Annotated in this window: 9 protein-coding genes and 2 pseudogenes; 9 read left to right on the forward strand and 2 right to left on the reverse strand. The window is 39.3% G+C overall.

Translation table 11 applies throughout. The features are described from left to right. Both sprA and N824_RS02650 read left to right on the forward strand, forming a co-directional pair. Window positions 1–7215 carry a cell surface protein SprA gene (gene sprA, locus N824_RS02645; RefSeq protein ID WP_084498163.1) on the forward strand — a complete coding sequence of 2405 codons (7215 nt, stop codon included), beginning with the start codon at window positions 1–3 and terminating at the stop codon, window positions 7213–7215. Between the two features lie 203 nt (window positions 7216–7418). Next, window positions 7419–7997 (forward strand): hypothetical protein, encoded by a 579-nt coding sequence (locus N824_RS02650; RefSeq protein ID WP_152541967.1) that lies wholly within the window; start codon window positions 7419–7421, stop codon window positions 7995–7997. Between the two features lie 850 nt (window positions 7998–8847). Here N824_RS02650 and N824_RS02665 read toward each other — a convergent pair. Beyond that, entirely contained in the window at window positions 8848–9618 is a 771-nt protein-coding gene (locus N824_RS02665; RefSeq protein ID WP_048903589.1) for a DUF4595 domain-containing protein, read from the reverse strand. Window positions 9619–11577: 1959 nt separating this feature from the next. Here N824_RS02665 and N824_RS02675 point away from each other — a divergent pair. The 6 genes and pseudogenes from N824_RS02675 (at window position 11578) to N824_RS33990 (ending at window position 20640) form a co-directional block, all read left to right on the forward strand. Further along, a complete protein-coding gene (locus tag N824_RS02675) occupies window positions 11578–12222 on the forward strand; it encodes an RNA polymerase sigma factor (RefSeq protein ID WP_048903591.1) in 645 nt (214 codons plus the stop codon). An 82-nt stretch (window positions 12223–12304) separates the two neighbouring features. Continuing rightward, complete coding sequence (locus N824_RS02680) at window positions 12305–12889, forward strand: hypothetical protein (protein WP_048903592.1); 585 nt, start codon at window positions 12305–12307, stop codon at window positions 12887–12889. A 175-nt stretch (window positions 12890–13064) separates the two neighbouring features. Continuing rightward, window positions 13065–16571 (forward strand): SusC/RagA family TonB-linked outer membrane protein, encoded by a 3507-nt coding sequence (locus N824_RS02685; protein ID WP_048903593.1) that lies wholly within the window; start codon window positions 13065–13067, stop codon window positions 16569–16571. A 4-nt stretch (window positions 16572–16575) separates the two neighbouring features. Continuing rightward, a pseudogene (locus tag N824_RS02690) lies at window positions 16576–19065 on the forward strand (RagB/SusD family nutrient uptake outer membrane protein). Further along, window positions 19055–20224, forward strand: a complete 1170-nt coding sequence (locus tag N824_RS02695; RefSeq protein ID WP_048903595.1) for an ATP-binding protein — start codon at window positions 19055–19057, stop codon at window positions 20222–20224. The pseudogene N824_RS02690 and the gene N824_RS02695 overlap by 11 nt, the downstream one beginning before the upstream one ends. Window positions 20225–20244: 20 nt before the next feature. Continuing rightward, a complete protein-coding gene (locus N824_RS33990) occupies window positions 20245–20640 on the forward strand; it encodes a response regulator (RefSeq protein WP_048903596.1) in 396 nt (131 codons plus the stop codon). Between the two features lie 99 nt (window positions 20641–20739). Here the strand turns inward: N824_RS33990 and N824_RS33995 are convergent, their stop codons facing one another. Beyond that, window positions 20740–21177, reverse strand: a complete 438-nt coding sequence (locus N824_RS33995) for a transposase (protein WP_235206970.1) — start codon at window positions 21175–21177, stop codon at window positions 20740–20742. 1369 nt (window positions 21178–22546) lie between these two features. On the opposite strand from N824_RS33995, the pseudogene N824_RS02710 reads away from it, so the two are divergent. Next, window positions 22547–23824 (forward strand): annotated as a pseudogene (locus tag N824_RS02710) (hypothetical protein); the annotation flags it as partial.

Raw genomic sequence — 23824 nt, forward strand, 5'->3', positions numbered from 1 at the left:
TTGAAAAACAAATTAGCGCTAATATTATCTCTCCTTTTGGGTACACTCTTTTGGGGAAAAAATGCTGTCTCTCAGGTAGTGGTAGGGCGGTCTGCCAGTGATACGTCAAGAAATTTATTTGGTTTAAAGGAAAAGCAGCGGCTGGGTATCAGGTCGTTATCAAATTCCTTTAAGCCCTTGCCAGATAATGTGAAACGGGAGGTTGAATATGATGCGGTAAATAAAAGATATATTATAAGACAGCTAGTGGGGGATAAGTTAATTGCCGCCCCTCAATACTTAACCATAGCCGAATATCAGCGGCTGATCAGCAGTGAAATTAAGCGTGAAAACTGGAGGACGCTTTCAAATGAGGAGATCAATGATGTAAGGAGAACGGGGATCATTCCAAGTTTGAGTATCAATAGTAAAGCCTTCGAGAAAATATTTGGCGGGAACACTATTAACATCCAACCGCGAGGGGAAGCGGAACTTACTTTTTTGGGTAGAATAAACAGAAATGAAAACCCTTTATTTAATGAACGCCAGAGGGTACAGGGGAATTTTGACTTTAACCAGCGGATCCAGATGGATGTTATTGGTAATATCGGTACCAAGCTGAAAGTCAATATGAACTACAATACTGAAGCTCAATTTGATTTTGAGAACCAGATCAAGTTGGATTATACTGGTGGCGATGATGACATTATAAAGAAAATAGAGGCGGGTAATGTGAGCCTTCCTTTAAATACGACCTTAATTAGCGGTACCCAGGCGCTATTTGGGATAAAAACACAATTGCAGTTTGGTAAACTGAACGTAAATACCGTTTTTACCCAGCAAAAATCACAGTCGAGAGAAATACAGATCAATAATGGTGCGCAACAGAACGAATATAGGATCAGCGCCGATAATTACGAGGCAAACAAACACTATTTCCTTGCCCAGTATTTCAGGGACAATTATAACAAAGCCTTATCCAATCCACCTACGATCACCTCGGGTATTATCGTTACCAAAATAGAAGTTTGGGTGACCAATAAGGCCGGCAATACTCAGGATTCCAGAGATGTACTTGCCTTTATGGATTTGGGAGAGAATAAGCCGTATAATACTACCCTGAGTGGAGGAACTTCTGTCCTTCCTTCGGCATTTAAGAATAACCAGTTCCCAAGGCATTCAAATAATTTATTAGATAGGTTGCCGGCAGATGCGAGACAAACCAACTCTAATGCCGTTATTTCTTTCTTTCAGCAAAGCAAGGGTACGGACAACTACGCGAAGCTTACTTATGCCAGAAAATTAACTGAAAGAGAGTTTACTTTTCATCCTAAACTGGGTTACATCTCCTTAAATAATGCCCTGAATACAGACGAAGTGCTTGCTGTTGCGTATCGCTATACCTATAATGGAGTAGAATATCAGGTGGGTGAGTTTACTACCGATGTTCCATTTGACCAGGGGAGCCCTAAAGTTTTGTTCGCAAAATTATTAAAGAATGAAACGACTAAAGTTAACCTGCCTACATGGGGACTGATGATGAAAAACATTTATTCTATTGGTGGATACCAGATCAGTCAACAGAACTTTAAGCTGGATATCTTTAGAATAGACGAGAAAACAGGTATTGAGCGGCCGGTTATTACAGAAGGCGAGAAGCTGGATGAATTTAAGCGGCCACTGAAAGATAAGTTATGGATACAGGTAGCTGGTTTGGACCGTTTAAATCAGCAGGATGAAGCAAAACCAGATGGAATTTTTGACTTCCAGGCTGAGAACAACCCCTTTAACTCAAATTCTAATCAGAATGCTTCAAACACATTTGGAAACAATAGTGCTTTTAACAATACGGGTACGGTCAATAATACAAATGGAAATACGGCCTATGTGCTTTCAAACACAAAAAATGGATACATTACGATAGACCCGTTAAATGGCAGAATAATTTTTCCGCTTGTTGAACCTTTTGGAAGAGATCTGGCCAGCCAGTTTTTACCAAGCGAACAGGCTTTTATTGATAAATACACCTACACTGCGTTGTATGACTCGACCAAGGTTGTTGCGCAGCAATTGTTTACCAAACAGAACAGGTATATTATTAAAGGAAGTTACCAATCTGATATTGCCTCTGAGTTTAGCTTAAATGCCATCAATGTGCCGGAGGGCTCGGTGAGGGTTTTTGCCGGGACAATTCCATTGCAAGAAGGAGTAGATTTTACAGTAGACTACCAGGGAGGAAGGGTGAAGATATTGAATACAGGAATTTTAATATCAGGTCAGCCGATAAGAATATCAACAGAAAATAATGAACTTTTTGGGTTGCAGCAGCGCTCCTTATTCGGGGCAAGACTAGACTATAAAGTAAATAATAAACTGAATTTGGGAGGTACCATCATGAACCTTTCAGAAAAGCCCTTAACACCAAAAGTAAACATTGGAGAGGAACCGATTTCCAATACCATATGGGGGCTGGATATTAATTATAGCTCACCTTCAAGGTTTTTAACTAAGCTGGTCGATAAGTTGCCTTTCCTTTCTACTAAAGCTCCTTCGAGCATTACATTTTCGGGAGAGTTTGCGCAATTGTTACCCGGTCACCCCAGTGCGCTTAATTTTGGAGGTCAAAAAGGTGGGGTAAGTTACCTGGATGATTTTGAAGCATCGAGATCTATAATAGATCTTAAAAGTGCTGTAGCATGGCAGCTGTCGGGCACCCCTCAACTGTTCCCTGAATCAAATCTGACTAATGACCTTGCGTATGGCTATAATAGGGCGCGTATCGCATTTTATAATATTGATCCGACTTTTTACAACCGAAACGCAAGTAATTTACCTGCCAGCATAAGAAGTAACCGTACAGAATTGTCTAATCATTATGTGCGCGAAATTATAGAGCAGGAGGTTTTCCCTTTTAAAGAAACAAGTACCGGCCAATCGATCACCCTGCCAACTTTAGATGTTGCTTTTTATCCAACGGTGAGAGGGCCTTATAATTATGCACCAGCCGGATTTAGTTCTAATGGTTTGTTAAATAATCCGAAATCAAGATGGGGTGGTTTATTCAGAAGAATTGAAACCAATGATTTTGAGGCTTTGAATATAGAGTTTATAGAATTATGGGTTATGGACCCAAATATTTATAAACCAAATTCTGCCGGGGGGGATTTATATTTTAATGTTGGAAATATTTCAGAAGACATTCTGAAAGACGGGCGTAAATCATTAGAAAATGGGTTGCCTGCAAATGGAGACCCGAGTAAATTTGATGAAACCAATTGGGGCAGGGTACCTAAGCTGCAACCGGTAGTTCAGGCATTTGACAATGATCCGACCGCCAGAAGAAGCCAGGATGTAGGATTGGATGGGTTGTCGAATAATGATGAACGTGCCAAATTCGCTTCGCTTATAAATCAAATAAAGGGGCAGTTAAATCCGGATGCTGCTGCTGAATTAGAAAATGACCCATCATCAGATGACTATTCTTATTACAGGAGTAATGCCCTGGATCAGGCAGGTGCCGGGATTTTAAAACGCTACCAGAGATACAATGGTACTGAAGGGAACTCTAAGACCCCTGAACAATCTCAGGAAGATTTTGGCGTAGAGAATTCAGCTTCTACTTCTTTACCGGATGGGGAGGACATCAACAGAGATAATAACATGACCCAGTCTGACGAGTATTTCCAGTATAAGGTCTCCATGCGTCCGGGAGATTTAATGGTTGGACAGAATTTTGTGACTGACAAGGTAACCTCGCAGGTTAAACTTGCCAATGGACAAACACAGCCTGTTACCTGGTATCAGATCAGAATTCCATTGGCACAATACCAGCAAAAGGTTGGAAATATCCAGGATTTTAAGTCGATCCGGTTCATTAGAATGTTCCTGACCAATTATACCGATACCACTGTGTTGAGGTTTGGAAAGATTCAATTGATAAGAGGAGAATGGCGCCAGTACAATGCAAATAATGATCCTGCACAGGTAATTGTTGATCCGGTACTACAGCCAATAGGAGCGGATAATTCGACGATAGAAGTAGCTACGGTGAACATCGAAGAAAACGGAAAACGTACGCCAATACCGTATGTTGTTCCTCCCGGCATTGAAAGAGAACGCGATTTCAGCAATTACCGTGGTGATACCAGACAGAATGAGCAATCGCTGGCGGTAACGATCAAAAACTTGAGGGATGGATACGGAAGAGCTACATTTAAAACCGCTATTAATGATTTTAGATCATACAAGCACTTGGAAATGTACATTCACCTGGAAGCCCTTGGTAGTAATGTATTGAATAATAATGATCTAAGTGCCTTTTTAAGAATCGGAACCGATAATCAGGATAACTATTACGAGTACTCACAGCCTTTAAGGGTTACTGGTCCGGGAACAAGTGATCCCTATGCCATCTGGCCGGATCAGAATAAATTGGATATTGAACTTGAGATTTTTCAAAAAGCCAAAATAGCCAGAAACAAGGCCCTGCTTAACGGGCAGCCATGGCCAGTAAATATCCCCTATGAATTTATTGAAAATGGGAAAACAATTACGATAAAGGGTCAGCCTGATATGAGTAAAGTCAGGGTTTATATGCTTGGTGTGAAAAATCCACTTAGAAACCCTGCAAACCCTGGTGAGGATGATGGACTGGATAAAAATGCGGTGATATGGTTTAACGAATTAAGGTTGACCCAGTTTGATGAAAGGGGGGGCTGGGCTGCAACTGCAAGGATGAATGCACAACTGGCAGATTTTGCGGACGTAAACATTTCAGGAAGTAAATCTACGATTGGATTCGGCTCCCTGGAAAAAAGAGTAAGCGAAAGAAACAGAGCTGATAATGTATTTTTTGACATCTCTTCGAGCATGGAACTTGGCAAGTTTTTACCTAACAAATCGGGGGTAAAGATTCCTATGTTTATTAGTTATTCAAGTCAGATAAGTACACCGCAGTATGATCCTAGAACACCTGATATTGAATTAAAAACAGCGTTGGAAGGGGCTACTAAAGCAGAGAAAAAAGAGATCCTGAATTACGCACAGGATTATACCACCCGTAATAGCATCAGTTTTACAAATGTAAGAAAGGAACGTACCGACCTTGAAAAAAAACCTAAGCTATGGGATGTAGAAAATTTGAACGCAAGCTATGCCTATACGAAGTTTGCACATAGAGATTTTATTAATCAGAATAATATTCAGCAGACTTACAGGGCATCATTGGCCTATAATTATGCAGGTCAATCAAAAAGTTATGAACCGCTTGCCAAGATCATTAAATCAAATACACTGGCATTATTAAAAGAGATCAATTTTAGCTTATTGCCTAATTCCATAAACTTCAGGATTGATCTGGATCGCTATTATTCGGAAAACAGCCTGCGCAACAATGACCCTAATAATGCGATTCCCATAAATACTACGTTTAATAAGAATTTCCTTGTTACCAGGGTATATGGCATTTCGTGGAACTTTACCCGTTCACTTACCTTAGATTTTGATGCTACCAATTACTCTATCATTGACGAGCCCGAGGGTCGAATTGACGGATTGAAAAGAGATACACTTTGGCAGAATTTAAAGCGACTGGGCAGAACTACAGACTATTCTCACAATTTAAATGTTACTTATAATTTGCCGCTAAATAAGATCCCGGGAATGGACTGGTTAAATGTGACCACCCGTTACGGAACAAGCTTTAACTGGCAGACTGAGCCATTGTCAACACTTAGAAATCCACTGATTGATTTGGGAAATACCATTCAGAATTCCAGGATCATTCAGATTAATCCAAACCTGAACCTTGCGAGTCTTTACAACAAATTTGGATTTGTTAGAAAGGCAGCTGCAGGTACTGCAGATAAGCAATCGGGGACAGGATTCTTTGTGGGGTTACTTACAGGAATTAAAAATATTGTAGGTGCCTATACGCAGACCAGGGGTATATTTATGCCAGGGTATTTACCTACAACCAATTATTTTGGTATTGATGATGTGACTGGGGCTCCGGGACTGGGATTTGTGCTGGGAAGTCAGCGTGACATCAGAAGTATGGCCGTTAATAACGGATGGCTCACTACGGATACCTTACAAACGCAGCTGTATGTGAATACGCTACGAGAAGATTTAAGCTTTACCAGTTTGATTGAGCCCATTCGGGATCTRACCATTACCCTTACTGCAAATAAGAATAGAACCTCGAATTTCTCTACAAATTACAGGTATGATAGTGATAGTCGTGCATTTGAGGATTTAAGTCCATATACAACCGGGGATTATAGTGTTTCATTTATTTCTTTGCGCACCTCGTTCTCAGAAAAATCAGGCAGTACGGTTTCTAAGTTGTTTAATCAATTCATGGCAAACCGACAGGTGATTTCCCAACGCTTGGGCGCACAAAATCCAAATTCAAGGGGAATAGTTGATGGTTATGCAGATGGCTACGATAAGAATGCCCAGGATGTAGTTGTATCCGCATTTTTAGCCGCCTATTCTGGCAGAAGCGCTTCTTCAGTTAACCTGAATTCTCTTCCAAGTATTCCTTTGCCGAACTGGCGGTTGAATTACCGKGGATTAACCCGTATTGCTTTCCTTGCAGATCGGTTTAACTCGATAGACATCAGGCATTCGTATCGCTCAATTTATAGTGTAAACAGTTTTAACTCTTTATTGCGGTATCAGGAAAGTAATGGTTCTGTAATTAGCAGAGAGGATGATGGTGGTGGAAATTTCTTGCCTAAGTTCCAGTACTCACAGGTAACCATTGCAGAACAATTTGCCCCACTTATTGGTGTTGATACCCGGTTGAAAAATAACATGACTGCTAATTTTGAGTATGGCCGATCCAGGTTGCTGGGATTAAGCCTTGCAAACAGTCAGCTGGCTCAATTAACGGAAAACAATATGGTTTTTGGTTTGGGTTACAGAACAAATAAATTTAGATTCCCGTTTGGCTTATTTAAAGGATTAAAGACCGATAATAATATGGACTTTAAGTTAGACATTGCATTAAGAGACAATAAGACTGTGATTTATCGTGCGGATATTACTGAGGCAGAAGTTTCATCAGGAGCGCAGAATATAACCTTCAGGCCTAGTATAGATTATGTACTTAACCAGCGTTTTAATGTGCGGGTGTTCTATGATTCTAACGTTACCAAGCCATATACTTCGCAGACCTTTAACACCTCTTTCAGTAATTTTGGTTTTAGTTTAAGGGTCATATTCAATTAGCCGAGCCAGCGCGATGGAGGGTTAGTACTTTGGTCAATTGGTGTTGTAATAGCGGTCATCATAGGGCAGCAACGATAAATTAAGCCCTTGAAATAAAGCATATGGACTTTTTAGTAATTTGGATACTGCTCCTTTCTCTTGTTTGTTTGATTCTCGGACTCCTTAGGCTAGGTAGATTTGGACCGCTTTTCAAAAAAAAGCCAATGCGAAAAAGCATTGGCTGGAGTTTTGGGCTTCTTTTCATCTTTTCCTTTATTGTCCTTGGGATTACTTCTGCCCGTAAACCCAAAAATAGTTCAACAGAAAATATGGGTCCGGAAATGGGAAAAGAACTGAACAGGTCCATGCCGCTCAGCGCTGAAGACAAGATTAGGATGCTAATTAAAAAACAGCTTGACGGCAAGAATAACAGTGATCTGCCTTATTTGAGGGAGATGACCGTGACCATGGAGAATATGGAAGCTTCAGTGGTCGTACGTTATAATCATGACCAAGGCCCCAATGCTAATTTTACAAAGGATACGATAGGTTCCAGAATGAGCAAGTTATATTTTGAATTGTACAAGAGTAAGCTTCCAATAAAGTATGCTGTCATATGTGCCTATCTGCCCCTTTTGGACAGATATGGTGAAATCAGTCCGAAACTGGTATTTACAACTTACTTGGATAAAACTGCAGCAGCTAAAATCAATTGGAGTCTGGAGGATTCTCGGATAAAAAGGAATATGATTCCACAGGTATGGAAAGTTCTTTTTTCGTACCCAATACCGCAACCAGATTAAACAATTAGAGGAGTATTGAAAAAATCAATAAATCCTATACAATAAACTTGCCTGTTGGAGACACTGCAAAATTGTAGACCTTTGCCTGGAGGCACTTATGATTACTATAGCGAACATTTCCGTTTTTGGTTTGGTAATTTGGATAACAAACCTTTCCGCACCTGGGACATTTCGAAGGCGCGACCCCCAGATCCAGTAAAGGGTAATTAAATTTGTGTTTGTTAGTAATGATGATTTCTTCCTGCATTGCACTTGACTACTGAGGGCTGTTTTATTTCAAAACCGGGAGATTCCCGGACGTACCCCGCCATCTCCCGGTATCTTAAAGAATAGAGTATTAACTCAATTGTGTTTCTAACTTCTTAATCTCCCTTGAAAGCTTCTCTACTTTCTTTTGAGATTTTTCAATTTTTGAATTAAGCTWASTAATNSTTRTNKGCGTTMTYWTTYRAGTCTGCTGCTGCCTTTGCAACTTGCTTCGCCTCTTTGTCGGAGCTGACCCCACCATCCCTCATGTCAAGGGCTTTACGTTTGGCTTTCTCTGCATAAGTGAGTGAGGTTTGGGTTTTTTCCTCAAGCTCCTCATCCCATTTTGCCTGGGCTTTTTGCTCATCGACAATTTTGAGTTTCAAGCTGTTTAACTTTGAAGTCAGCTTTATTCGCTCCTTCTCTATTTTTAGCGTTTGCACAGAGTCTCTGCTGATGACTTCCTGGGATTTTACCCCACTTACCCAAAAGCAGAAGCTAAGGGACAAGATAATTAACATTGATTTTGATTTCATATTTAGATGTTTTAAATTACATTTATTAGAGAATGCCAATTGAAATGAATGTTTTTCTGGCGAGATGTTTATTCACAATTGTATTTGTAAGCGATCTGGAAAGACTCCTCATCTGAAGTGCCCGAGAACCCGATGATATTTCCCTGTTCATCTTTAATGTAGGTATAATTCATCGTAGGAGAAGTGTTTGGATGACTACTGTATAGGGATTGAAAAACAGATTTGATCACCTGATTTTTTGAAGACTTTCCGAAACTGTTTTTTAGCAGTCCTGCATAATCTTCCAGACCCTGAATTGAATCAAATGACCTGAAATTGGCCGACTGCAGCGCTGCCCCATAGATATAGGTATATACTTCCCGTAATATCCCATCGATGGTTATCGCTATCTTTGTTAAGTTCCCCCCACTATAGGTTAAATTGGTAACTCTTGTATAATCACCGGTAGAAGCTACCTTGGCAGACTGAATCAGATAACCTTCCGGATTATAGGTATAAGTGGTCTTGCTTGAAGGTGTCGTTACTACTGATATTCTTCGCTGGCTGTCCAATCCGTAGTTGGTCGGGTAATCATGAACGACACCACCTTCTTCGATTTTTTCCGTAAGCAAAATATGGTCGGTAGAATGGACATAATTGGCATATTCCCGTCCCTCCGATTTCACAAGAATGACTCTTCCTAGTGCATCATATTCCATGTTAACAATTTGGGTTTCATTGTCAGAAGTAAATCTGCCTTCTGTTAACAGACAGGAGCCAAGCGTGCCCTTTTTATCTTTTTTACAGGAACTTACAGCCAAAATAGCCATTGAAAGCATTAGAATGCCGGTTTTTTTCATTTGAATGTTCGTTTGTGTTTTGTTCTGATTCCCAATTGGTAACGATTAAATACAACACAGGTTGCCGGAAGTACTAGAGTGAGACCGTTTTTTTGAAAATAATTTCTTTAATGCCTGAGGTCATTGCTATCCCGATTTGGAGATTGGGCGTTTAAATTTATCATTCTCTATTGGTACTAATCAGGTTTGGCGTTGTATCCGACAATAACGCAATCGATTGAAATCAACTAAAAACCAAATAATACCAAATAAACCTAATCCTTTGTCATGTCTATCAATGAACAAATTTGGGCTCATCACGAACCAAAAGAGCTCGTCAGGAACCTGATCTTTTCAGGATGTCTTCTATCTTTCAGGGTGAGAAAATTAAACATTCTCTCAAATTTAAATACGTATCGCATTCTTGATGGGACTAAATGAAAAAAGAAAAGTTAATGCTCATTTTTTCCTTGTTAGGTTTGATGTGTTCGTTTAAGTTAAAGGCACAAGAAAAACTATCTATTGAACTCAAGAAAATAGAAAAGTTTTCCGGTGAAAAAAAATCTGGTTCTCTGTACGAATTGGCCCGATCCTTTATTGCTTTTGGAGAGTTAGCAGACCTGGAAGAAAACAAAAGGAATTTATTGTCTGCCGTGGATAAAAGTCATATTGACAATGAAAAAGCATTGAGCTTTGWSAYTSAGNCGATGGCTGCAAGAAGATCATTAAAGCTGGAAAAAGCGAGGAGTTATATCCTTCAGGCACTTAAGTTAATTCCTCAGGAAACACCACAAGCTGTACGCTTGCTGGTCATGTATGCATTTATTGAAACGGATTTGGAAAACTACACCAATGCAATGGAAAGCTACCTAATCGTAGAGAAAATATTGCAGAAATCCAGAGATACGACCCTTTTAGTGATTAATTATACCAATATGGCTGATCTGTATGTAAAAAATGAATTGTATGAGGAAGGAATTGAGGCTTTGAATAAAATATCAGAGCTTTCTCTTAAACACTCCAAAGGAGAAATTCCCAGTATCATCTATGAGAATAAGGCAATTGCTTATTTCTACCTGAGAAATCTGGATTCGTTGCAGTATTATACCAATAAATTGCAGATCAGCAGGAAAATTCTTTACGATCCCATACTCATGGATCGCCTCAACTATATGATAAACATGCTAAAAATGGATAGTACTTCAATTGATCAGATCAAAAAGGTGATAGACAATCCAAAGGACGCTGGCAATCTATTCACCAGGATTCACCTAATCAGGGCTTATCTTTTGTTTGACCGGTTAGAAAATGCGAGAACTGAAATTCTGAAATTACTTGCATCAAGAGAAATAAAAGACCCTGGAGCTACCAGAAGTACTTTGTATAAATTATTGGCTGAAGTGTACCTCAGGGAAAAGAATCCCACATTGGCTTCGAAATATTATGAACAGAGTGCTATTCAATCCCAGCTTACTGCTAAAAACTTGATGAAGAGCGGAAGCATATTGACTTTTTTAAAGTATGACCGGATTAAAGACCAATATGTGCAAGCACAAAGGAATCTGGACTCTAAGAGTAATTATTTGATATTAATGGGGGTTATCCTGGTTATGGTTTTATTAACCATCTTTTTTCTTTATAGGTCTTTTCAAATCAGAAGAAAGTTTAAAAAACTCATGTACACGAGGATTAGCGATGAACTCTTGTTTATGAACTCTCATGAAGTGCGCAGATACCTTAGCAATATACTGGGTATCATAATGGTCATTAGGATTAGTGAAGATAAGCATGCCGCCTATTCCGAAATGGAAAATGCACTCTATGACTCGGCCGAAAAATTGGATATATCCATCAGAGATATGGTTAAGAAGCTAAAGGATTATGAGACTGCATCTTACAGTAAGGCTGGTTAAGCGGTTCCTTGTGATTTTTTAGGTTCAATTGCTATTTATTGATTAATTTTAACAACAGATTCTAACCATGAGTGTAAGCGATACATTGGAGAATGATGGACTGAAAGAAGACAGACCGACAGATCAGGAATTATGGGGTCAATTCCGATATGGAGACCATTATGCATTATTTGAATTGTATAAAAGACTGCAGTTGCCGCTCATTAATTATTGTTTTAAACTCTACGGCGATAGGCAACAGGCACAGGACAGTTTCAGCGGACTGATGATCAGGCTTTGGGACAGGAGAGGAGAATTAAAAAATGTAGCTAATGTGAAATCTTACCTGATGACAACGCTACGTCGTCAATTTATTACTGATTTGAAAGTAGCCAGCCGGTTCGAAGTATTAACTGAAGAAGACGCATCTAGTGAACCTTCACATGAAGATGACATAATTGATGTCCAAGAGCAGGAATCGCAAAAACGATATTTAAAGTATGCGTTTACAAAACTAACGCCGCGTCAGCGGGAATTTATTACATTCAGATTTTTTAATGGAATGAGTTATGATGAAATAGCCGAGAGCACCGGAATAAAAAAAAGGGCCGTGTATAATAAAGTACATGAGGGAATAAAGATTTTGCGTAAAAACCTGCCTGATCAGTTTCATGATGGACCGGGGCTGATCTTTTTCCTTTTATTATGCTATCGAACTCATATCAATTGCTGATTGTTTGCTTAAAATTAAAATTTTTAAAAATAAATCGGTGAACTCTGCCCGATTATTTACTCTATACAAGTAAATCCCTATTATGGACTTTAAATCGTACACTACTGAAGATTTTTTAGCAGATGAATCTTTCCTGAATTATTGCTTGGACAATGATACTGCGGATCGTATTTTTTGGGAGCACTGGATTATTCAGCATCCGAATAAGAAAGTGGAAGTGGAGAAAGCCACTGCATTATTTTTTATTTTAAGCGGTGACTGGAGTTCTGAGCAACTTGAGGCAAACTATAAATCTTTCCAATCCAGCATCCAAAAGAATATTGAGGAGAAAAAAATCACCGTGGCTGAAGAAAAGCAATCCGCTAACAAAGTAATTCAATATACAATCTCGGCAATGATCATGACTTTATTTTGTTCAGTAACAGGTCACAAAACATATCAAAGCAGGGAGCGATTTGTAACATATCCTACTGCTTACTCGAATGATACACACCCGGGGAAAAAAAAAACGACGTTCCCAAATGAAACCAAGGTAGTGCTCAACTCCGCTTCATCTCTAAGATGGCCTTCAACTTTTAATAGGTTAGTGTATGCAAATATTGAACGGCGCGGAGCAGCCTGCTTTGAAATTGGAAACTGCAAACAAACCCAAATGCAGTTTGAGTAAGAAATAAAATATGGTTAGATATTTGCAGATTGAAGAACCCAAAACCAAGGTTATAGTGAGCCAAAATTGCTTAAAAATGTATATCAAGATAAATGTGCTGAGCTTAAAAACGATTAAGAACAGCTCTTGCGAACAGGAAACACATTGTTTTTCAGGTTAATGGAGGGAATCGATTATGAAAGTTAGGGGGGGGATTGCGCTGACGATAGTTTTTTCGGTCCATTTTAGTGCTGTGGTATTTGCTCAAAAAGTAACGTTTCGGAAAAGAAATGCCACATTGAGTGAGGTTTTTAAGACCATTAAAGAGAGAACCGGATATAGTTTCGTTTGGAGTTCAGTTACAGTTAATGAATACAAGTTGCAGAATATCGAATTTAATAATGCTCCCTTGAAGGAGGTTCTTGATCAGTGTCTCAAAAATTTACCTTTTCGCTACGAAATTCAGGATAAAATGGTCGTGATTAAGGATAAAGTAAATCAGCCTCAGAATACAAACCCGTTACTGAAAGGCCAAATAAAGGTGAAAGGCCAGATAGCAGATCCATTAGGTGCACCGCTAAGCCGTGCCACAGTAAGGGTCCTGGGAAGTAACCGGACTGTGCTGACTTCTTCCGATGGATATTTCAGTTTAGATAAGATTGACAGTGGAACAAATTTGTTGATCTCGTTTTTGAGCTATAAAGAACTTACCGTGTCCGCAAAGGAAGACCTGGGGATCATCACCTTAAGCGATTCATCGGGGCAGCTTGGAGAGATTGTGATTTTGTCTACGGGTTATCAACAATTGAAGAAAAATCAGCTAACCGGTGCTGCTTCTTATCTGAAAGGGGCTGATTTGGTTATGACTGGAAATTCAAGTCTTGAGCAAATGCTCCAGGGGAGGATACCGGGACTCGAGATACTGAACAATTCAGGTCAGGTTGGACGCAAAGAAACGGTTAAAGTACGCGGGGTTTCTACCTTACTGGGAAACCAGGAGCCGGTATGGGTCGTGGATGGTATTATTCAGGAAGATCCGCTTCCATTTAAATCGCCTGAAATAAATCAATTTAATCAGACGTCCTCAAATGAGGAGACACTGAAAAATTATATAGGAGGGGCAGTATCAGGAATAAATCCATTTGATATAGAAGACATCACTGTACTAAAGGACGCTGCTTCAACCGCGATTTATGGCGTAAAAGCCGCAAATGGAGTGATTGTTATCAATACCAAGAAAGGAAGAATTGACCGGCCGGTTACAGTAAATTATTCTACCAATTTCTTTTTACAGGAAAAACCCGGTTACAGCGGGTTGAATATGATGAATTCAAAAGAGCGGATAGATGTATCAAGAGAAATATGGAACAGGGGATTAGCATCTAAATGGCCGCTTGATGATATTGGCTATTCTGGTTTGCTAAAACAATTTTTATTGAAAGAAAAATCATTTGATGAGTTTAATTCAGGAGTCAAGCAGTTAGAGACAACCAATACCAATTGGTTCGACGTGCTTTTTAAAACTTCCTTAAGTCAGAGTCATAACATTAGCATGAGTGGTGGTAGCAATAGAAATACCTATTATGGGTCTTTTGGCTACTTGAATAGGAATGGGGAGGCGAAGGGTAATGACATGACCACTTATATGGCCAATGTAAATATTACAAGCTATGTTTCCAGTAAACTCTCCGTTTCATTAAGACTATCTGCAAATCGCTCCAGGACTTCGGGTTTCTTTGGAGTTGATCCCTACGAATACGCAAGAACAACAAGCAGGGTATTGCAACCTTATAATACGGATGGCAGTTTAAGCTATTATAAAAAAGAGGGTTATAACTTCAATATGCTGAATGAAATCGCTAACACGGGGAACAATGTAACCAAGACGGATTTTAATTCAGTAGTTAGTTTAGCTTATACATTTTCAAAGGGATTCCAGATAGAGTCCGTTCTTGGTATGGGATATTCAGATACACATGCAGCGTCCTATGCCTCGGCGGTGACCAACCGCATTAGCGTGAGGCGAAGATTTGAATACGGTCAATTTAATTCAAATTCGATACAATATAAGTCATCCCCGCTACCAGTTGGGGGAGAACAGGCAACAGTTGAGGACGACAATTCCAATTACACCTGGAGGAATGGACTAAGTTATGGAACGGTTTTTAACGATAAACATGCCTTGTCTGCCCTTTTTGGATTTGAATTAAGGAGCAATCACCATAACGGATTGTCTAAAACTATTTTTGGTTATATGCCTGAACAAGGTGGGATTACAGCTAACCCTCCGGCAACAATATTAGATGGTACTGGCCAGATTTCTAAGAATGATATTTATTCCTATGGGTTTAAATTTGATAAACTGGACCGAACGGCAAACTATGTTTCTTATTATTTAAACGGGACTTATACCTATGATAGTAAATATGTCTTTAGCCTGAGTTTAAGAGGAGATGCTTCTAACCGTTTCGGCGGAGATACGCGTACATGGTTTAACCCGATCTGGGCGATAGGTGGTAAATGGATTACAGATAACATTAGTTTCAGGGCAAGCTATGGGCTTCAGGGAAATGTTGCTGAAAATTATGGACCTAATCTCATTCTTAGCATTCCGGAAGGCACAGCAGCTTACAGCAGTGTCACGGGTGAGCCGATATTGAAAATTAGTTCTTTGCCGTATGCTGATCTGAGGTGGGAAAAAACAAAGACGGTAAACCTGGGCTTAGACCTGAATCTGATCCGTAACCGGGTTACAGGAAGTTTTGATTATTACAATAAGAACGGCAAAGATATCGTCATACAGAGGATAATGCCTTATGAAAACGGGGCCTTGTCGATGCCGACCAATGGAGGGAGTTTAAATAATCATGGTTTTGAAGCCATGATTAACATTATTCCGGTAATGTCCAAAGAAATAAACTGGTCAATTGCCCTGAATGGCGCACGGAACTTTAATAAGGTGACCAGCAAGCTTCAACCTGACCCAACATGGAACGATGCAAGGTCAGGTAATTATTTTGTTCAAGGATATCCCGTATCTGCGTTTTGGGTCTTTGATCTTAAAGGACTTGATCATCAAAGTGGTTCGCCTCTTTATAATATACCAACAACTGCTGAAAACCCAAGTGTTAAGGTCGATGCTGCAGCATACATGAAATATGCGGGGAATTTATACGCTGACTTCACAGCTGGGCTAAACAATACATTCAATTATAAAAGATTTACCTTTTCGATGAATTTGTATGCTTCTCTCGGAGGACGCAAGCTATTAGCGCCATTGTTTACCCAGGAGATTGTAGGTACTGTTCCCAATGAATACAATAATTTATCCAATACGTTGAATAACCGCTGGCGTAAACCTGGAGATGAAATGTTGACTAATATTCCTTCATTACCTTCCAAGCAATTACAGTATGTAAGACTTCCCGAGGGAATTACTGTGTCTCCTTATACGATGTACAATTTTTCCAGTGTAAGGGTAGTCAATGCTTCGTACCTGCGCATTAATAATATGAGTTTTTATTATTCGCTTCCGGAAAAAATTGCAAGAACCGTTTTTAGTAAAAAAATAAACATCGGTTACACCTTAAGCAACCTGTATACCTTTAGGAACAAGGGGTTTAATGGTGTTGATGCGGAGGTGCTTTCTGGAAACCAGCCTTTACCTCCAACATATATATTTAATCTGTCAGCAGTATTTTAAGTTTATGAAAGTGAAAGCGTCATATCCGTTATTGTTACTTGGCATTCTTTTAACATGCAGTGGATGTAAAAAATTTCTGGAAGAGGAAAATCAAGATGAGCTGAAACCAACCACAACTCAGAATCTGACCAGTATTATGGCAGCGGAGGCTTATCCGTACCAAACGAACCTTCATCTCCTGTTAAATATCGTAAGCGACGACGTAGATTGTAACGGAGGGCAGGGGATACCGGCTTATGAGTCTGTGGTTAGGACAGGCAGATCACCCTTTAGCTGGGCCCCAAGCATGTTTGAGGATCTTTTACTTCCTGATGGCCTCTCCAATACCGGCTATGTCAATTCCTGGGAAATTTTATATAAATGTATTGCAGGTTGCAATGTCGCTATAGAATATGCGGATCGGGTTAGCGGATCTCCGGCTGAAAAAGAAAATCTGAAGGGACAGGCATTAGCACTTAGAGGATATTATTATTTTCTATTGGTAAATCTGTTCGGTAAACCATATAATTCAGGTGATCCGGAGGGCAACCTGGGAGTTCCTTTGAAGCTTGAGATGAAGATTACCGATGAGTTGTATAAGAGAAATTCAATAGCTGAAGTTTATCGTCAGGTTGAAGCAGATCTAATGAATGCGTCAGATCTTTTAGGAACTTATCCCAAAGAGAATGGAATTTATAAAATGAACCAAACCGCGGCATATGCGCTTTTGTCCAGAGTTTCCCTCTATCAGGAAAAGTGGGATATGGTTATCGAATATGCAGGCAAAGCATTAAGTGGTAAATCTGAGTTGTCTCAGCTGACTTCATTCAGATCTGACGATTACTACAAATATAACATCAGTACAAATTACAATGATCTGAACCGAATCTATGATCCGGAAATAAGCAAGGAGGTTATCTGGGCCTATAAGCCGATTGACTTTAGATATGGAGGCGAGGGTGACATGTTTAAAAATGTGCTTATTCCGGGATTTAGCGCCACAAATAGACCACCATATGCACCTTCAGCAAGTCTGATGAATTTGTATGATGGCAGAGGTGTGACCGATAATGATGTATACCTTGCCGATCTGCGTCCCAGGATTTATTTTTGTTATAGTAGTTACTCTGTAGCTGCAGGTTCATTTTCTTCCCAGGCATATTGTGCCACTGCAGGGGGCATGGGGGGGGCAGGAATCCGGGTTGCTGAGTTATATCTAAACCGGGCAGAGGCCAATATTCACAAGTTCATCCAAACGGGTGATGATATTTTTAGGTTGAATGCATTAAAAGATATCAATACCCTTAGAATGTCAAGGTTTGACCAAAGGAGACCATATGTTTCTGTGAACATAGACAATAAGGATGAGCTCCTTAATTTCTATAAAGATGAGCGCCGGCGGGAGTTCCCTTTTGATGGCCATCGCTGGTTTGATTTACGTCGTTATGGTATGCCTTCCATAACCCATTATTATGAAGAGAATGGGGGTTCCAAAGAAACCATCACCCTTGAAAAGGGAGACCATCGTTATACATTGCCGATACCAAAAGCAGCGCTGGACCGGAATTCTGCCCTGAWANAWMAYSATTMMNCNRMSKAATTKKAAWYYSAKGNWMAGRKTTKWMWRWWRRAATKMKRSYMTNMTWCARMAYYRWYACTAATCATAACAACTGTGTTAATGAATAGCTGTAAAAAGCAGGAGGAGTACCTAATTCCAACAGAAAACCCTGAACCTGGGTTTAAAATTCCGCAGGGGAATCATGATTTTGATCAGCGAATTTTGGGCTATTATGACAAGTGGGGCACCTATGTGCTATATAAATTTACTGAAAAAGATATCACCTGGACAGCAACAGGTAGTCCGCCTGCATATAAGTCGATTCCTTCGGAAGAAGCATTTATTAACCTTCAACTGGACTTACTGGAAGATACATTTTTTAAGTATTATCAAGACTCCACGCTCCAAAAGTACCTGCCGGTAAAATTGTTCTTGTGTAGCTCTTTGATTAGAACCAATACCGCAGTTAATGCATACCTTCTTCCTTTAAACAACGGAAATTTGGGTGGAGATCAGAGTTTTGCAGTAAGCGGCGGCAATGGCAATGTAATGAACATCAATAAAGAACAGTACAGGGGGGATGTAAATTTCAGTTTTTTGAAAATGATGGATCTGACGCAAAAAGTAAAAGAATCTGAACAGTTCCTTTCAGTAAGTGATTATAAAATAAAGCCAAAGGGGCGTGTGGCTTATAGGTATCAAAGAGGTTTTCTGGGCTCAACCGATGAATTTGTCTACCCGGCTCGGGACTGGCAATCTTATATTCAGGCAATTGTTTCTCATCCTTATAGTTATTTATGCGATCCGAGTACTATGGCCGATGACCCCACCGCAAAGGGAATACTTAGTTTAGTAAAGGATGCCGATGGACTCATCAGGCGAAAATATGATGCAATTGTAAAGCACTATAAGGATAAATATAATATTGATTTACAAGATATCGGGAATGGCAAATAATGGAATTAACATATTAATACTTGATGACCGGCCCGAAAATGTAATTGCTCTGGAAGCTTTACTGGAGCGTCCGGGTATAAACTTGATTGGAACTTCAAGTCCAAACGAGGCACTTCGTTTATCATGGGAGATGGATATTGCTATTGCCATAGTAGATGTGCAAATGCCTGAAATGAACGGTTTTGAATTCGTAGAGATCCTTAAAGGTAATCCCAGAACAAAAAACATACTTATTATTTTTGTGACTGCTCATGCCACTGAAATGAAATATGCAGTAAAGGGACTGAATATAGGTGCGGTAGACTATCTTTATAAACCTCTTGATCCATTTATTACTTCAGCAAAGGTTGATGCTTTTGTTCGATCTATTCGACATCAAAGAGAAATCAATGAAAAGAACATTGCTTTACAGATTTATCAAGTTGAGTTAATCAAGGCAAGGGAAGAAGCTGAACGAAGCCGAAGAGCAAAAGATAATTTTTTAGCCAATATTAGTCATGAAATCTCAACGCCGATCAAAGGGATTGTTGAGATTGCAAATCTTTTTGGGCACACTTTTTTGACAGCGGAGCAAAAAGAGATGTCAAAATTGCTTGAGGTATCTGCCAATTTATTGCTCAGCTTAATTAATGATATGCTGGACTTGTCGAAAATTAATTTTGCAAGATTCGAGATTAACAGATCTGAAACAAACCTGATTCAGAATTGTGCCTCAATAGTTAATCTGATGAATATCAGGGCTAAAGAAAAGAGGGTGGAGTTGAATGTGGTACTTGATTCTAATTTGCCGACTTGTATAATGGCAGACTCCTTAAGGCTTAATCAAATTCTCATAAATTTAATTGCAAATGCAATTAAATTCACTTTCTATGGCTATGTTGAATTGAAAGTAGAGGTGTTAGATCATAAAGACAACAATTTCAAAATCCGGTTTGAAGTCTCTGATACTGGTGTTGGCATTGCAAAGGATAATTTAGTAAGAATATTTGAAAATTTCGAGCAGGCTGATGAAGAGACCACCATTACATTCGGAGGAACGGGTTTAGGCCTGGCTATTGTTAAAAACCTGGCCAGACTTAAAGGGGGAACACTCGAAGTCGAAAGCCAGCAAAATGTAGGAAGTACTTTTTCTTTTTCTAATTGGTACAAAGCTGTATAGAGCTATAAATACATTGCGGTATGAAGGAATTAAAGGTTTTTCAGCCCATTGAGGGTATTAAAGTTTTGATAGTTGAGGATGATGTTGTTAATATTTTCCTGATTAGCAAAATTTTCGATCAATGGCATATCGGATTTGACTTAATTCCAAGTAGCAAAGAGGTTGAGGATGCCTTGAGAATTCAACAGTATCATCTTTTGCTGATAGGTATTTGTGTACCCTTAATGGATAGCCTACCTGTAATTAAACTCTTGAAAGCTAGTTGTTTTCCAGATATACCTATTCTTATTTTTTCCTCGGCACTAACCGAAGAGGAGAAAATGGATGCTTTAAATGCTGGAGCAGATAATCTATTGGATAAACCCTTTGAGATAGATCTATTGTATGAAAAAATAAGATCCTCTCTATCTCAATAAAATTGGGAACCTGTCTTTTTTACAATCTGTATAATTTCCAGAAGTTTAAAAAAGTGGGGTGTTGTCACCAGTCATGGTCGGAAGAAATTCCGACCTTTTTCATGTTTTGAAAAATAAGCCAGGGTCTCCACCACATTGGACAACTATTAATGCAATAGCAAGATCCCTTATTTCCATGGAGAACCGTCTTTTTGCTGTCTTGTAAGTCAATTTGTTTGCTTTTTTATATATCAGCACCAACATGGCTGCCATTAATGTCATGTACAACATTACCTGTATTCCGTTCTTATTCAAAGACACAAGGTGGCTCATATTGAGTTCCTGTTTTAGAAACCTAAAAAATACTTCTATATCCCAGCGTCTCCTATATGCCTGAGCAATTTCCTTTGCAGACAGATCAAAATCATTGCTCAAAAACCAATATTTCTTCCCATCCAACTTGCTTTCCACAATAATAAGACGAAAGGGACTATCTACTAGTTCTTCTCTGAAATGTTTATTCCCCTTTTTGTTATTTACCGCTACACCAGTATACAATTGAACTTTAGAGTCCTTTAATAGATTGGATTCACCTAGATCCAGGTCTTGATTCTCCTTGATAAACGACTCCAGTTCAACGAATTTCTTATTTTCTTTGRMMCTGMWMATSAANRWYATTNYATYSGAWCTWANNATGTTTTCATGTTTCTGATTGATTGCAAACCTCTATCCATCACATAAATGTTTTGATGATCAGTTTCTTTCTTGACATGAGCCATTACTGCTTCAGGCAGTGCAAGATCCTCACTGGCATAGCCTTTGGAGGTAAATACATTGGATTGACATGGTAATACTCCATCAAAGGCAATACTATATTTCACTGCTTTCTTACCACTTTTGTTATCAAGCCCTTCGGTCAACTTACCAACGGTTTCACTAACCATTGAGCTATCAACACGGATAAGATTATATTTCTCTCTTTCAGTTAGGGAGTACAAACTGGAGAATTGATCGTAAATGCATTCATAGATCTGCTTAAAATAATCCGGATCTATTTTAGAAAGTCGCTCTGAAATGGAGCTTCTGCGTACCCGTTCATCCTCATCCAGATTAAAAAGCACCTTGAATACAGAATCATTGAAGGTATCCTCCAAAGTTCGTTGACTTAGTTTTTCATTATCCAAGATGCCATACAACAGAAGATAGAATAGCTTATTACCATAAAGAACCTTCGCGTAATGATCGATCTTGGTAGTGAGGGATAAATTTGATATCAGCGCCTCAGGAATGTACCCTAATAGATGTTTCGCACTGATAGCATGATCTTTGAATTTTGCCATATCTTATTGATTATCAGCAATTAAGATACTAATTTAAATCCATAAAAACAAGTATAAATAACTGATAATCAGATATTTATGCGAATAAAACAAACTCTTTTACGCAAAAAAGTCGGAAGATTTTTCTTCCGACCATGACTGGTGTTGTCACCACTTTTCTTTATTAATAAAATTATAGCTTAAGTACTGCTAACTTTTTTTTAAAATAAAAAAGTTAGTCTATTTAGTACTAATGATTATTTCCGTTGTATGGCATTTAAACAACCACTAAAAGTCAATATGGTTTTATATAACGTGTTTATAGTCCGCTTATTATTTTTTGCCTATCGGGAATTCTAAAGATAAATAGTTTTCAAAGGTTTTTTGGGTACGAGTTAGTTAAATAAAAAATTTAAAAAGAAGTATTCACTTAGACAGCAGAGAAAAGGTTAAGATTTTTCAATGCACATCACCAGCTTCATTTTAGCCGGACATCAATAATTCAATCACTTTAATAATTAAACAATACTAGGGACTTATTCTCAAAAAGTCGGAGTTCCTGAGAAATTCAAATACAGTAAGTTCTAAATTAATAATCTACCATCTAAATGAAAAAACACGTACTCTTAAGCTTCTCGGTTATGTTGGTTACTTTTATGGCATCCGCACAGCAAAAAGTTAAAGATGGCACCAAACCTGGCGGCAATTTGCCCAACAAAGATGCAATTCTTGAGCTGGAGAGCTCCAATAAAGGCTTATTGCATGCCCGGGTGACGCTAAAAATGACAACCGATGCATTTCCGTTGACCTCGCATGTTGCAGGGATGATGGTTTACAACACTGTAACACAAGGTGATGTTGTCCCTGGTATTTATTATAATGATGGGAATAAATGGGTCTTCGTCAAAGGAGAGGCAGGCATCATAAAAATTGAAAATCAACCAGGAAAAACTGGAATTCCGGGTAAACCTGGTCAGCCGGGTGGACCGGGTGCGGGAGTAACGATTGTAACAAATGACGACGGAACCTGGATCTATAACTCAACAACCAATACCTGGACAAATATCAGCGGCCCTAAAGGTGATAAAGGGGATCCCGGCACAATCGGTATTGAGTCTCAACCGGGAAAGACGGGTGCGCCCGGTCAGCCTGGTCAACCAGGGGGACCGGGGGCAGGAGTTATTATATTAAATAATGATACGGGAACTTGGATCTATAATCCAACGACAAAGATATGGACAAGGATTAATGGGCCGAAAGGAGATGATGGGAAGTCAATTACTGGTGGCACCGGAGCTCCTGGAGCGAATTCGGGGAATAATGGTGATACTTATATCAACAATTCTACCGGCGATGTTTATACTAAACAGGGTGATACCTGGGTGGTAACAGGTAACTTGAAAGGACCTAAAGGAGATACTGGAACCGCAGGAGCTAATGGCATTGACGGTAGATCCGTAACTATAACTAATAACGGTGATGGTACCACTACCGTAACTGACGGTGCAGGAGGTACGGTAACGATTAAAAATGGAAAAGACGGGACTATCGGCAAAGACGGAATTGATGGGAAGTCAATTACTGGCGGCACAGGAGCTCCTGGAGCGAATTCGGGGAATAATGGTGATACTTATATCAACAATACTACCGGCGATGTTTATACTAAACAGGGTGATACCTGGGTGGTAACTGGTAACCTGAAAGGACCTAAAGGAGATGCCGGAACCAACGGTGTTGATGGAAAGTCAGTAACTGTAAAAGATAACGGTGATGGTACCACAACTGTAACCGATGGAGCAGGAGGCGCAGTAACCATTAAGAATGGAGTTGACGGAAAAGATGGAGTTAATGGTATTGATGGGAAATCGGWRATCGGAAGAGCGTCG

Source organism: Pedobacter sp. V48 (assembly GCF_000523515.1).
GTDB lineage: Bacteria > Bacteroidota > Bacteroidia > Sphingobacteriales > Sphingobacteriaceae > Pedobacter.